At 76.1% G+C, this 12,254-nt stretch carries 12 protein-coding genes and 2 pseudogenes; 7 read left to right on the top strand and 7 right to left on the bottom strand.

Annotated features, from left to right (window positions below):
• Position 1: 1 nt before the first annotated feature.
• Positions 2–709, bottom strand: coding sequence for an SDR family oxidoreductase (locus FJQ57_RS11865; RefSeq protein WP_139980405.1), 708 nt, complete (start codon positions 707–709; stop codon positions 2–4).
• A gap of 87 nt (positions 710–796) precedes the next feature.
• Here FJQ57_RS11865 and FJQ57_RS11860 point away from each other — a divergent pair, with 87 nt between their 5' ends.
• Entirely contained in the window at positions 797–1,375 is a 579-nt protein-coding gene (locus FJQ57_RS11860) for a TetR/AcrR family transcriptional regulator (RefSeq protein WP_211348868.1), read from the top strand.
• A gap of 138 nt (positions 1,376–1,513) precedes the next feature.
• Positions 1,514–2,416 (top strand): SDR family oxidoreductase, encoded by a 903-nt coding sequence (locus FJQ57_RS11855; protein ID WP_139980401.1) that lies wholly within the window; start codon positions 1,514–1,516, stop codon positions 2,414–2,416.
• 307 nt (positions 2,417–2,723) lie between these two features.
• Here FJQ57_RS11855 and FJQ57_RS23605 read toward each other — a convergent pair whose 3' ends face one another.
• From FJQ57_RS23605 to FJQ57_RS11840, 4 genes are all read right to left on the bottom strand, one after another.
• On the bottom strand, positions 2,724–2,855 hold the full coding sequence (locus tag FJQ57_RS23605; RefSeq protein WP_281284260.1) for a hypothetical protein: 132 nt from the start codon (positions 2,853–2,855) through the stop codon (positions 2,724–2,726).
• A gap of 159 nt (positions 2,856–3,014) precedes the next feature.
• Positions 3,015–3,383 carry a DUF5994 family protein gene (locus FJQ57_RS11850; protein WP_139980399.1) on the bottom strand — a complete coding sequence of 123 codons (369 nt, stop codon included), beginning with the start codon at positions 3,381–3,383 and terminating at the stop codon, positions 3,015–3,017.
• Positions 3,380–3,604 carry a hypothetical protein gene (locus tag FJQ57_RS11845; protein WP_139980397.1) on the bottom strand — a complete coding sequence of 75 codons (225 nt, stop codon included), beginning with the start codon at positions 3,602–3,604 and terminating at the stop codon, positions 3,380–3,382. The genes FJQ57_RS11850 and FJQ57_RS11845 overlap by 4 nt, the downstream gene beginning before the upstream one ends.
• A gap of 194 nt (positions 3,605–3,798) precedes the next feature.
• Positions 3,799–4,638 (bottom strand): helix-turn-helix transcriptional regulator, encoded by an 840-nt coding sequence (locus FJQ57_RS11840; protein WP_139980395.1) that lies wholly within the window; start codon positions 4,636–4,638, stop codon positions 3,799–3,801.
• 97 nt (positions 4,639–4,735) lie between these two features.
• Here FJQ57_RS11840 and FJQ57_RS11835 point away from each other — a divergent pair, with 97 nt between their 5' ends.
• Together FJQ57_RS11835 and FJQ57_RS11830 are read left to right on the top strand one after the other, a co-directional pair.
• Positions 4,736–5,542 (top strand): SDR family NAD(P)-dependent oxidoreductase, encoded by an 807-nt coding sequence (locus FJQ57_RS11835; protein WP_139980393.1) that lies wholly within the window; start codon positions 4,736–4,738, stop codon positions 5,540–5,542.
• A gap of 65 nt (positions 5,543–5,607) precedes the next feature.
• A complete protein-coding gene (locus tag FJQ57_RS11830; protein WP_139980391.1) occupies positions 5,608–6,177 on the top strand; it encodes an SMI1/KNR4 family protein in 570 nt (189 codons plus the stop codon).
• 6 nt (positions 6,178–6,183) lie between these two features.
• On the opposite strand, the gene FJQ57_RS11825 is transcribed toward FJQ57_RS11830, so the two are convergent.
• Complete coding sequence (locus FJQ57_RS11825) at positions 6,184–6,618, bottom strand: DUF309 domain-containing protein (protein WP_139980389.1); 435 nt, start codon at positions 6,616–6,618, stop codon at positions 6,184–6,186.
• A 540-nt stretch (positions 6,619–7,158) separates the two neighbouring features.
• Here FJQ57_RS11825 and FJQ57_RS11815 point away from each other — a divergent pair.
• The 3 genes and pseudogenes from FJQ57_RS11815 to FJQ57_RS23795 form a co-directional block, all read left to right on the top strand.
• The gene (locus tag FJQ57_RS11815; RefSeq protein WP_170219401.1) at positions 7,159–9,432 is read left to right on the top strand and encodes a protein kinase domain-containing protein; all 2,274 of its coding nucleotides are present in this window, start codon (positions 7,159–7,161) and stop codon (positions 9,430–9,432) included.
• Positions 9,429–11,618, top strand: a complete 2,190-nt coding sequence (locus FJQ57_RS11810; protein ID WP_139980383.1) for a protein kinase domain-containing protein — start codon at positions 9,429–9,431, stop codon at positions 11,616–11,618. The genes FJQ57_RS11815 and FJQ57_RS11810 overlap by 4 nt, the downstream gene beginning before the upstream one ends.
• A 71-nt stretch (positions 11,619–11,689) precedes the next feature.
• Positions 11,690–11,773: pseudogene (locus tag FJQ57_RS23795) on the top strand (hypothetical protein); the annotation flags it as partial.
• 24 nt (positions 11,774–11,797) lie between these two features.
• On the opposite strand, the pseudogene FJQ57_RS23790 reads toward FJQ57_RS23795, so the two are convergent.
• Positions 11,798–12,175, bottom strand: a pseudogene (locus tag FJQ57_RS23790) (glycerate kinase); the annotation flags it as partial.
• Between the last annotated feature and the right edge of the window lie 79 nt (positions 12,176–12,254).

Here is a 12,254-nt window from a genome sequence, read left to right as displayed (position 1 = left end):
CTCAGCCGCCGAAGAGCCGCCGGTAGCGCTCGGCGGGGTCGAGCGACAGGCCGGCCTTGACCGCCCGCGTCCAGTCGTCGGCCAGCACCTCCAGGGTCCCGGACTCGACCGCGTCGAGGGCTGCGTCGGTGAGCTCGGCGGGGCGGAGCTTGGGGGCGTCCATGCCGGCGGCCATGTCGGTGTCGACCAGGCCCATGTGCACGCCGACGACGAGGGTGCCCTGCTCGGCGAGCTCCTGCCGCACGCTGTCGGTCAGGCTCCAGGCCGCGGCCTTCGAGGCGGCGTACGCGCCGGCGCCGGGGGCGGTGAACCACGACAGCGCCGAGACCACGTCGACCACCGCACCGCCGCCGCGGGCCGCGAGGACCGGGGCGAAGGCCCGGACCACGTGCAGCGGCCCGAAGAAGTTGGTCTCCATCTCCCGCCGCACCTGGTCGAGGTCACCCGTGACGAGACGGGTGCCGGTGGAGATGCCGGCGTTGTTGACGACCAGGTCGACGTCGCTCGCCAGCTCCGCGGCGGCGGCGACCTGGCTCGGGTCGGTCACGTCGAGCCGGACCGGGACGACGCCGTCGCCCCCGGCGACGTCCCCGCCGCGCGAGGCGGCGTACACCCGCAGCGCCCCGCGGGCGAGCAGGCGCTGGACGAAGTCCGCCCCGATGCCCCGGTTGGCCCCGGTGACCAGCGCCGTGGCGCCCTCGATGTGCATGGTGTGCCTCTTTCTGTAGCGATCACTACGGATGTTGCGGACGACCGTAGCACGTTCTGTATCGACCACTACGGTATGGTCGGAGCCATGGCGGGCCGACCACGCAGCTTCGACCGCGGCACGGCCCTGGCTGCAGCCGTCGAGCAGTTCTGGCGCACCGGCTACGAGGGCACCTCGATCAGCGCGCTGGTGCGGGCGATGGGCATCACGCCGCCGAGCCTGTACGCCGCCTTCGGCGACAAGGCGCAGCTGTTCGGCGAGGTCGCCGAGGTGTACGCCGCGCGCACCCTCGAGGGCGTCGACCAGGCCTGCGCCCTGCCCACCGTGCGCGAGGCCGTGGCCCGGATGCTCGACGACACCGCCCGCGTCCACACCGACCCGGGCACCCCGCTGGGCTGCCTGCTGCTCACCGAGCCCCGCCTCGACGGCCAGCGCGACGCCGTGCGCCGGCGGCTGGTCGACCGCATCGAGCGCGGGATCGCCGACGGCGACGTGCCGGCCGACGTCGACGCCGGGGCGCTGGCGTCGTTCCTGGTCGCGGTCATGCGCGGCATGTCCGGGGCCGCCCGCGACGGCGCCTCGGCCGAGGAGGTGCACGCGGTCGCCCGCACCGCCCTGGCCGCGGTGCCGGCCCCGCCGGCCCCGCCGGCCCCGCCGGCCCCGTGAGCGGCCCGGCGAGGGCCCGGAGGGCCGGTCCCCTCCCCCGCGTCGGGTGGTCCGCCGCTCGCGCGAGCCGGACGAGGGTGGGACGTCCAGAGACCGCACCCGCCTGAGCGGGTGCCGCACAGAGCTCGAGGAGCGACCATGGCCGACCAGTACGTGATGCAGGACCCGACGTCGATGTACGCCGACAAGGTGCCGGACGAGCAGTACCTCGACGGGCCCGGGACCGACCGGGAGATGGCGCAGAACGTGCCCGCCGACCACGGGGAGGAGACCTACCGGGGGTCCGGCCGGCTCGAGGGCCGCAAGGCCCTGGTCACCGGGGGTGACTCGGGGATCGGCGCGGCGGTGGCGATCGCGTTCGCCCGTGAGGGCGCCGACGTCGCCATCGTCTACCTGCCCGAGGAGGAGGAGGAGGACGCCGCCCGCGTGCTCGGTCTGGTCCGCGAGGCCGGCCGGACCGGGGTCGCGCTCCCGGGCGACCTCACCGACGCGGAGTTCGCACGCGAGGCCGTCGCACGGGCGGTCGAGGGACTCGGTGGGCTCGACATCGTGGTCAACAACGCCGGCAAGCAGCAGCACGTCGAGGACGTCGTCGACATCAGCGACGAGGAGTTCGACCAGACCTTCAAGACCAACGCCTACGCGACGTTCTGGGTGACCAAGGCCGCGGTGCCCCACCTGCCCCCGGGCTCGACGATCATCAACACGACCTCGATCCAGGCCTACGCGCCGTCTCCGCACCTGGTGCACTACGCCGCGACCAAGGCCACGGTGAACAACCTGGCCAAGGGGCTGGCCGCACAGCTGGCGCCGAAGGGCATCCGGGTCAACGCCGTGGCGCCGGGCCCGATCTGGACGCCCCTGCAGCCCGCGGGCGGCCAGCCGCCGTCGGCGCTGCCGAGCGCGGGTGAGCAGACCTACCTCGGGCGGTGGGGGCAGCCGGCCGAGCTCGCGCCGGCGTACGTCTTCCTGGCCAGCGGTGAGTCGTCGTACGTCGTGGGCGAGACCCTGCACGTCGACGGGGGCATGCCCACGCCCTAGGGCTCGGGAGCGCGACCAGGCCCCGACCGGCGACGCGCGCTGCACCGTCAGCGCGGGCGGCGGTCGGGGCGGGTCGCCACCGGGGACGCAGACGTGGTCCGACAGCCCGGTCGGTCCCCGGCCGGGCTGTCGGTTGACTTCGATCACCCCAACAACGCGGAGTGGAGGCACCACCCGGGTCGTGGTGAGTCACTCGAAGATGAGCCCATCATGCGGGCGCCCGGGGAGGACCCGGGTCACCCCGACAGGTTCACCCCGTCGCCGGCGGTCCCGCGAGGCCGCCTGCAGCTGCAGGTCGGGCGACCGCTCAGGTCGCGATCGCGGCGAGGTGGGCGTCGTGCTCGGCGCTGGCCGCCACGCGGGTCGGGTAGGCGCCGGTGCCCTCCCAGCCGCAGCTGCAGCCGGCCGAGAACAGACCCTCCACGAGGAGCAGGTCCACCCCGTGATCGGTCATCTGCGGGCGTGGCTCGAGCCCGACCGCGCGGCGATCCCGGCGTCGCTGTGGCCGTCGCTGTGACCGTGGGTGGGCGGCTCGACCACCTCGTGCCCACGACTGGTCAGGTCGGCCGGAGGCCCAGGGGTGGCGTCGACCGGCCCGTCAGGCCGGGCCATCGGGCGCCTCGACCGAGCGCTCGGTCCCCTCGTGCACGACGGCGAGGCGCAGCCGCTCGCCGGTCGACAGCGTGGCGATCACCAGACGGGTGTCGTCCCGGGGGAACGAGCCGACCTTGCAGGCGCCCCGGCTCGTCACGACCTTGCGCACGCCGTGCCCCTCCTGGTCGACCGCGTCGTCCCAGTCCGGGCGCGAGTAGAGCAGCCGCGTGACCCGGCCGACCTCGACGGGGAAGCCGTCGACCAGCCGGGGGAGCTCGACGGCCAGGAGCCGCGAACCGGGCCACCACGTGCCGTCGGGACCCGCCGCTGCCGGCTGGTCCTCGATCGTGAGCCGGATGTCCTGGGCGGTCATGAGGTGGCGCCGGTGTCGGCGCGGCCCGGGAGGTCGACGCGGGTCTCCGGCTGCTCGGAGCCGGTCCTGCTCCCCGCGGTCGGCTCGGAGCGCCCGAAGGCGGGAGGCGCGGGGTGGAGCCACCCCGGGGCCGCCGGGTCCACCAGCGTGCGGCGGCCTTGCGGCCCGCGCCGGAACGCCGTGACGGCGTCGTCGGCGCGGAGGATGTCGACCAAGGACATGGTCTGCCTTCCATCAAGCTGTTGGGCGTTCGCACCGAAGCTCGATGATGCGGACACCCTACGCCTGCTGTGGCCCAGGTCACCCATCGTCGCGATGCCGGCCCAGCGGTGAGCGACCGCCCCGACCCACCCCGGGCCAGTGTCGAGGGGTGGCCGGGACACTCCTGCGCGACAAGCGCCACCGCCTCGTCCCGTCAGCCGGACGTGGTCGACCCGAGCAGACCGAGGAGGGCGAGGCCGTCGGCCGCAGCCGAACCGGCGGGAGCGGTGTAGAGCACGAGGTGCTGGTCGCGCTCGGGGAGCACGACGCTGTCGCAGTCGAGCGTGAGCCGTCCGACGGCGGGGTGGTCGAAGGTCTTGGTCAGCATCGGCGGAGGGGCGACGTCGTGGCGCTCCCACAGCCGGGCGAAGTCCGGGCTGCCGGCACGCAGGTCGTCGACCAGACCCGCGACGTCGGGGTCGTCGGGGTAGCGGGCCCGGGTGGCCCGCAGCTGGGCCGTCACGGCGATCCGGAAGGCGGCTTCCTCGGTGATGCCGTAGAGACTGGTCCGGCAGGGCGGGGCGAGGAAGGCGCGCCGGGCGAGGTTGCGCTGCTCCGGGGCGAGCGTCGCGAAGTCCTCCATCAGCAGCCCCGCGAGGTCGTTCCAGACCAGGACCTCGTACGCCGCAGACAGCACGAACGCCGCCGTGTCGGGCAGGCGGTGCACCAGCGCCGCGATGCTGGGCCGGACGTCACGCCGGTGCAGCCGCCGACGCTCGTCGGCCGTGCCGGCCAGCACGAACAGGTGCCCGGCCTCGCCCTCGTCGAGCCGCAGCGCGCCCGCGAGCGCCGCGCACACCTCCGCCGAGGGACGCGAGGCCCGCGCCTGCTCCAGCCGCGTGTAGTACTCCGTCGAGACGTGCGCCAGCACCGCGACCTCCTCCCGCCGCAGCCCGGACGTACGACGCCGCGGGCCGGACGGCAGGCCGACGTCCTCGGGCGCGAGCCGCTCACGGCGCGAGCGCAGGAACGCGCCCAGCTCCTGCTTGTCCACCACGCCATCCTCCCCCCGCCTTCGTTCCGGGGGCAGGTCGGAGCCAGGTACGAGCTGTGCCTGGCTCGGCCGGCGCCACCGCCGCAGCGTGGAGGACATGACCACCACCCACGACACCCAGCCCACCCACCAGCCCACCCACCAGCCCGCCGGCCTCCTCGACGACAAGGTCGTGCTCGTGACCGGCGCGAGCCGCGGCATCGGCGCGGCAGCCGCCCGGCTCTTCGTGGCCGAGGGCGCTCGCGTCGTCCTCGCCGCCCGGAGCGTCGACGCGCTCGACCGGCTCGTCGAGGAGCTCCGGGCCCACGGCGGCACCGCGCACGCCGTCCCGGTCGACCTGGCCGACACCGCGGCCGTCCGCGCTGCGGTCGAGGAGGCCGGCTCGGTGCACGGCCGGCTCGACGGGGCGTTCAACAACGCCGGCATCGTCCAGCCGCCCGGGCCGCTCGACCAGACGAGCGACGCCGACCTCGAGGCCCAGTTCGCGGTCAACTTCCGCGCCCACTGGACCGCGATGACCGCCGAGGCCGCCGTGATGCGCGCCCACGGCGGCGGGGCGATCGTCAACACCTCCAGCATCGGTGCCCGGCGGGCCAACCCCACCCTCCCGGCGTACGGCGCCATGAAGCGCGCCCTGGACAGCATCACCGAGTCCGCCGCGGTGACCTGGGCCCGGGAGGGCATCCGGGTCAACGGCATCACCCCCGGCGCGACCGCGACCGAGATGATGGCCGCGTGGGACGCCGCGAGTCCCGGCGTCCTGGACGCCGCGGCGGCGGGCTCGCCGATGGGTCGCCTGGCCGAGCCCGACGAGGTCGCCCAGGTGGCGGCGTTCCTGCTCAGCGACCGCGCCTCGGCCGTCACCGGTGCGGTCGTCCCTGTCGACGGCGGCGCGGGCGCCTGAGCGCCCGTCCGACCGGGCGCGGGCGGATGTTCCCGCCCCACGGCGGGGACTGCTAGGACTGACCCGTGGACGTGGGCGAGGCGTGGGAGGCGATCGAGCGGGTGCTGCGCGCCCACCTGCCCGCGGTCGCGGCGACGTTGCGCCCGCCCGCGGCGGCCGGCGACCTGGAGCGGCTGGCCGAGCAGGTCGGGCACGACCTGCCGGCCGACCTGCTCGCCAGCCTGGCCGTCCACGACGGCCAGGACAACCCGACCCGCCTCCTCGACGTCTTCGACCACCACACCCTGCTCGGCGTCGACGGCATGGCCGAGCGGCACCGGCTGCTCGACGCGGCGTTCGGGAGCGATCCCGACTCCGACGACTACGCCTGGATGACCCCCGACCAGGTGCGGACCGTCCCCAACCTGCGCGGCTGGCTACCGGTCACCGAGTCAGAGGGCACGGGGTACGCCGTCGACCTCGACCCCTTGCCCACCGGCACCGTGGGGCAGGTCATCTGGCTCCCCGTCGACGGACCGACGCCGGCGCCGGTGGCCGCGTCGTACGGCGCGTGGTTCTCCGGCCTCGCCGAGCAGCTCGCGGCGGGGGCCTTCGAGGTCGACGAGACCGGCGGCCTGTGGCTCACCGGCCGCTGAGCGCCCTCACCCGCGGACGCGCTCCTGCACGCACCGCGTGACGTCGGCCAGGTCGACGCCGTGCGTCGGCCCACCGCTGGCCGCGTACGACGCGAGGTGGTCCGCGGCGCGGTCCGCGAGCCGTTCGGCACCGACGGCGTTGCCCCGCTCGAGGTGCGTCAGGGCCACGCACAGCTGGGCCAGGCCCTGCCAGAGCTCCCGCTCCTCGGGTGGACAGCTCTTCCACTGCACCTCCAGCGCCTCGTGGGCCGCGAACGGCCGTCCCTGGTCGAGGAGCTCGCGGGCGTAGGTCAGGGTGGCGGCCGGCGGGCGCGGCGACTCGTCGATCGGTGGCACCCCCGGCGAGCCGTAGGGCAGCGGCCGACCGAGGGCGTCGCGCGGCCGCGCCTGCTCGGCACGACCCGCAGCGTCGCGGTCGCGGTCGGGTCGGGCGCTCGTCACGACCGCCACGCTACGCCCGGCCTACCGGCAGCTGCAGGTCAGCAGCACCGTCGCCGACCGCTCCCGCGACCAGGAGCAGCGCCGCCGTCGCGGCGCTGGTGGACTCGGCCCGTACCGGCGTCACGGCGGCGCCGCGACTGCCCCGCGCTCGCTCCGGCGCATGGCCGACGTGGTGAGAACCCCTCCGACGATCGGGCCTCGAGCAGGGCGAGCAGCACGCGGTCGACGAGCCCCTCGATGCTGTGCTCTAGCACGGCGTACGACCCCCGGTCGGCGATCACCAACGCATCGGTGAGGGGCCTCGAGATCGACTGGATCGTGCGCTCCACGCCCGCGTCGACGGCGACGTGCTCCGCGCCATCGAGCGTCGCAATCGCGACCGCCAGCCGGCCGGGTTCGACCGCACGCGTACAGCCCGTGTGGGGTCCGGGGACGACCTCCCCTGGAGCAGGCCGGGCGGTCGTCGGCACGGGAGCCGAACGTGCGCAGCACCGAGGACGCCCCTGCATGGGCGCGCGCCGCCCTGGGAAGATGCACCCCGTGGCATCCCTCCCCGCTCCCGGCGACACCGTCGGTCGGTACCGGCTCGACGAGCTGGTCGGGCGCGGCGGGATGGGCGTGGTCTACCGGGCCACCGACACCGCCCTCGGCCGCACGGTGGCCCTCAAGGTGATCGCGGCAGCGCTGGGTGGCCACCGCGACTTCCAGCGGCGCTTCGAGCGCGAGGCCGCCGTCCTGGCCCGGCTCGACTCGCCCCACGTCACCGCCATCTACGCCTACGGCGATCACGAGGGCGCGGCCTACATCGCCACCCAGTACGTCGCCGGGGGTGACCTCAGCGGGCTGCTGGCCCGTCGGGGGCGGCTGGCCCCGTCGGTGGCCCTGCCGCTGTGCGCGCAGGTGGCCGACGCGCTCGACGACGCCCACCGGGGCGGCGTGGTGCACCGGGACGTGAAGCCCACCAACGTGCTGCTGCGCGGGTCCACGCGGGCCGGGGGCGCGGCCGACCCCGACCTCGACCTCCACGCATACCTGTGCGACTTCGGCATCGCCCGCACCGACGACGCCCAGGCTGACGCGCTCACCGACCAAGGCGCCGTGGCCGGCACCTGGAGCTACCTGGCGCCCGAGTGCGGCCGCGGCGAGCCCGCCACCCCCGCCTCCGACGTCTACGCCCTCGGCTGCGTGCTCTGGGCGTGCCTCACCGGCCGCCCGCCGTACACCGGGAGCGAGGTGCAGGTCGCGGTCGCCCACCAGCACAGCCCGGTGCGGCAGGCCTCCGGCGACGACCCGGCGACACGGGCGGTCAACGAGGTCCTGCGCCGCAGCATGGCCAAGCGGCCCGGGGACCGCTACCCCGACGCCGGCGCCTTCCGCCGGGCGCTGCTCGCGGCCGCCACGGTGCTCGGCACCGACCGGCCGCTGACCGCCGTCCCGCTGTCCGACCCGCCCGCACCGCCCCCGCCGCCCGTGCGCCCGGTGCCGCCCGCGCACCACGGACCGCCGCCGGCGCCGGGCCCGCAGCCCGTCGGCCGACGGCGCCGCGTCCTCACCGGCCTAGCGGTCGTGGTCACGGTCGCGGCCGTGGGCGCCGGGGGCTACGCCCTCGCCGGGGCAGGGCCGGCCCCGGACCCGGGCGACGGGGCGACCGGTGCGGCCCGCCCGTCACCCTCTCCCGCCACCGGCCGGCCCGGCGGGCCCGGCGGGCCCGGCGGGGCCGGCGGGACCAGCGGCCCCGCGGTCGTGCCGGCCGCCGCGGGACCGACCACCGGCGACCTCGACGGCGACGGGCTCGGCGACCTCATGGTCGACTACAGCCCCCGCGACGCGGCCGGGACGGTGCGCAGCGCCACGTTCACCTCGAACGGCGAGGCGTTCGAGCCCGGCGGTGACCGCGAGCTCGCCCCGGCCGGCGAGGGCGACGACGTGTGGCGGCTCGCCGGCCACCTCGACCGCGACGACGCGACCGACGTGCTCACCTTCCGCCAGCCGGGCCGTACCGGTCCGGTCCGGATCTCCGCCACCCTCTCCGACGGTGGTCGGGTCGCGACGACGCTGCCCGGGGGCTCCAGGACCGAGCGCACGTTCGACGCCCTGGCCGACGTCGACGGCGACGGGCTCGACGACCTGCTCACGATCCAGGTGGCCGGCCCGGCCGGCCGGCAGCCGGTGACCGTCCGCACCTGGCGCTTCGACGGCGAGCGGCTCGGCGCCCCGACGTCCGGCGCCGTCGTACGGCTCGCCCCCGCCACCGACCGCATCCGCGCCGGCGACGTCGACGGCGACGGCCGGGCCGACCTGGTGGTCGTCGAGACGACCTCGGAGCGCAACGCCGACGGACGCCTCGACGCCACCGTCCGGGTGCTCCGGGGCGACGGCGCGGGCGGCTTCGACGCCCTGGCCGAGGCCACCACCGACCTCGGGTCGAGGGACTACGTGCTCCGCACCGGCGACGTCGACGGTGACGGTGCCGCCGAGGTCATCACCGCAGACCCCGCCGACGGCTTCTTCGACCTCGGCGTCCACGACCTGGAGGACGGCGTGATCCAGACCAGACCAGCAGCGGGCAGCCTGCGGTTGTCCGATGAGGGCGCGCTGCGGGCCGAGGTGGCCGTGGTCGACGCCGACGGTGACGGCCGCGACGACGTCGTCTGCGTCGACGCCGTCCGGCAGGGCGGCAACGCCCGGGTCACCGTGGCCCTGGCCACGGAGTCCGGCACGCTCGTCGGGCGCCGGTGGCTCATCTGGCCGCAGCGCTTCGCCGACGCCTCCGAGCCGGCCCGGTTCGAGGCCGTGGACGGTGCCCGGTGGTGAGCGCGCCGTCCCTGGCCCCCGGTGCCGCGTTCGGCCCCTACCGGATCGAGCGGGTCCTCGGCGTGGGAGGGGCCGGGGTGGTCTACCTGGCCACCGACCTGCGGCTGCAGCGCAAGGTGGCCTTGAAGACCCTGCTCTCGCTGCAGGGCGACGGGGCCGCGACGGCGCGCTTCGAGCGGGAGGCCGCGACCCTGGCCCGGCTCGAGTCGCCGCACGTCATCCAGGTCTTCGACCACGGCGTGCACGAGGGCACCGTGTTCCTCGCCATGCAGCACGCCGGGGGCGGTGACCTGGGACGGGTGCTGCGCGAGCGCGGGCCCATGCCGCCAGTGCTCGCCGCCACCCTGTGCGCGCAGGTCGCCGAGGCCCTGCGCGACGCCCACGAGGTCGGCGTGGTGCACCGCGACGTCAAGCCGGCCAACGTGCTGCTGCGTGACGACCGGCTCGACCGGCCGCACGCCTTCCTGGGCGACTTCGGCCTCGCGCACACCGCTGACGCCCCGGCCTCGATGCTGACCGCGCCCGGTGCGGTGGCGGGCACCTGGACCTACCTCGCCCCCGAGCGCGTCGCGGGCCGGCCCGCGACGGCCGCCAGCGACGTGTACGCCGTCGGGTGCCTGCTCTGGGAGACCCTCACCGGACGCCCGCCCTACGACGGCTCCGACGTCGAGGTTGCGGCGGCCCACCAGCGGGCTCCCGTCCCCCAGCTCGCCGGCGACGACGAGATGACCGTCCGGCTCAACCGGGTGCTCGCCGGGGCCCTCGCCAAGGACCCCGCCCTCCGGACGCCGTCGGCCGCCGCGCTGCGCGGCGAGCTGCGCGAGGTCGCCGGCCTCGGCTCCACGGCGTCCGGCCGGCCGCTGCCGCCCCCGGCGTACGGCCCCGCGCCCGTCGGCAGCCCTGTCGGCATCCCCGGCGCCACCTCGGTGCGCCCGCCGTCGTGGCCGCCGGGCACCCCCACCCCAGGCCGCCGGTCGGCACGGTCTCGATGGGTGCTGCCGGTCGCCACCGCCCTGGCGGTGGCGCTCGTGGCGGTCGGCATCGCGGTCGTCGTGGGCGGCGACGACGGCGATGGTGACGGCGGCACCGACCCGAGCGCCGGGACCGGCGCGTCCGGCGCTCCTGCCGACCCGCCGGCGTCGGCGGCCGCCCCGGTGACGGAGCGTCCGATCCGCGGCGACCTCGACCGCAACGGCTTCGGGGACGTCGCCCTGCTGACGCTCAGCAGCGGCCTGCAGGTGCTCCGCTCCGACGGGACCAGCTTCCGCGACCCCCGGGTGCGCCCGGCCGTCGACGTCGTCGGCCTCGTCGGTGACGTCGACGCCGACGGCCGCAGCGACGTGCTCCGGGTGCAGGGCGACCCGCCGCGGCTGAGTGTCTCGTTGGGGCTGGCCGGCTCGCCCACCTCTCCCGTCCGGCTCCCTGACAGCCCGGAGGTCCTGGGCTTGTTCGAGGTCCAGGCAGCACTCGGCGACGTGACAGGCGACGGTTTCCCTGACCTGGCCGCGATCACCCCGATCGGCGACGGCGAGCTGCAGGTCGACGTCTCGGTCGGCGACGGGACCGGGGTCTTCGCGCCCGCCGTCCCCTGGTTCACCGGCACCCACCCGGCCCACCAGGTGGCCGCGGCCGACGTCGACGGGGACGGTCGTGTCGACCTCGTGCTGCTCGACGACGGCAGCGAGGGCGAGGGCGGCGTGCGCGGCGAGGTCTCGGCCACGGTCCTGGCCTCGACCGGATCGGCGTTCGAGCCCCTCGGCGAGCCGAGCCCGGTCGAGGACGGCCTGTTCGGCATCCAGGCGATGCGCGCGGGCGACCTCGACGGCGACGGCGTCGACGAGGTCGTCGCGCTGTCCGGGGGCTACGCCCCCACCATCACGGCGTGGCGGTGGGCCGACGGCGCGTTCACCGAGGAGCCGTTCATCGCCGACGGGGAGTCCCTGGCCGACGACTCCAGCATCCTCACCTCCGAGCTCACCGTCTCCGACGTCGACGGAGACCGCCGCGACGACGTCGTCCTGGTGCTGCAGAGCAGCACGCTCGAGGGCGGGGCGTTCACCAAGCGCTTCGCCGTCTACACCTCCGACGGCCAGGCCCTGACCCGCGAGCCCAGCTTCGACCGCGAGGTGCCGGTCCCGGAGAACGAGTCGCTCAGCGTCCTCGACAACGTCGCCGGCCCCAGCTGACCGGGACGTCCACGCTGGGCGTCTCCCGGGTCTACGGCCCGCAGAAGGGCGCCGAGGAGGCGACCGTCGAGGTGCTGGAGAAGGCCCTGCTGCACCACGCCGACGTGGTCGAGGTCGTGACCGGCGCCGACGTGCGCACCGCCCCGGGCTCGGGTGCGTCCGGGGGCCTGGGCGCCGGGCTGTCGGCCCTGCTGGGCGCGACCCTGCACGTGGGGCCCGGTGAGCACGTTGGTCCAGTTGCAGGCCACGTCGAGGGTGCACTCGGCCAGCCGGGGGTCGAGGCCGTCGAGCTCGATCCGGTCCAGGCGCAGCAGCTCGCGACCCCCGGGACCGATCTCGTCGCCGTCGGCGTCGAGCAACCGGGCCCCGAGGGCCTGGGCCATGCCGGCCCCGCCGTCGCTGGTGCCGGAGTCGCCGCAGCCGACCAGGATGCGCCGGGCGCCCCGGTCGAGGGCCGCGGCGACGAGCTCACCCACGCCGCGGGTCGTGGTCTCCAGCGGGTCGCGGCGACCCGGCGGCACGTGCCGCAGACCGGCCGCGGCCGCCATCTCCAGCATGGCCGTCGGCACGGTCTCGCCCGCGAGCATCCGAAGTGGGCCTCGACCGGCTCCCCCACCGGCCCGGTCACCCGGACCG

This window comes from Nocardioides litoris (assembly GCF_006346315.1).
Classification (GTDB): domain Bacteria; phylum Actinomycetota; class Actinomycetes; order Propionibacteriales; family Nocardioidaceae; genus Nocardioides; species Nocardioides litoris.
Note: the sequence above shows the minus strand (reverse complement) of the source record. Positions and strands in the feature narration are given on the sequence as shown.

Coding starts and splice junctions, on each gene's coding strand:
- FJQ57_RS11845 (WP_139980397.1), bottom strand. CDS start 3,604: ATGTCCTTGGTCGACATCCTCCGCGCCGACGACGCCGTCACGGCGTTC.
- FJQ57_RS11850 (WP_139980399.1), bottom strand. CDS start 3,383: ATGACCGCCCAGGACATCCGGCTCACGATCGAGGACCAGCCGGCAGCG.
- FJQ57_RS11865 (WP_139980405.1), bottom strand. CDS start 709: ATGCACATCGAGGGCGCCACGGCGCTGGTCACCGGGGCCAACCGGGGC.
- FJQ57_RS11855 (WP_139980401.1), top strand. CDS start 1,514: ATGGCCGACCAGTACGTGATGCAGGACCCGACGTCGATGTACGCCGAC.
- FJQ57_RS11860 (WP_211348868.1), top strand. CDS start 797: ATGGCGGGCCGACCACGCAGCTTCGACCGCGGCACGGCCCTGGCTGCA.
- FJQ57_RS11835 (WP_139980393.1), top strand. CDS start 4,736: ATGACCACCACCCACGACACCCAGCCCACCCACCAGCCCACCCACCAG.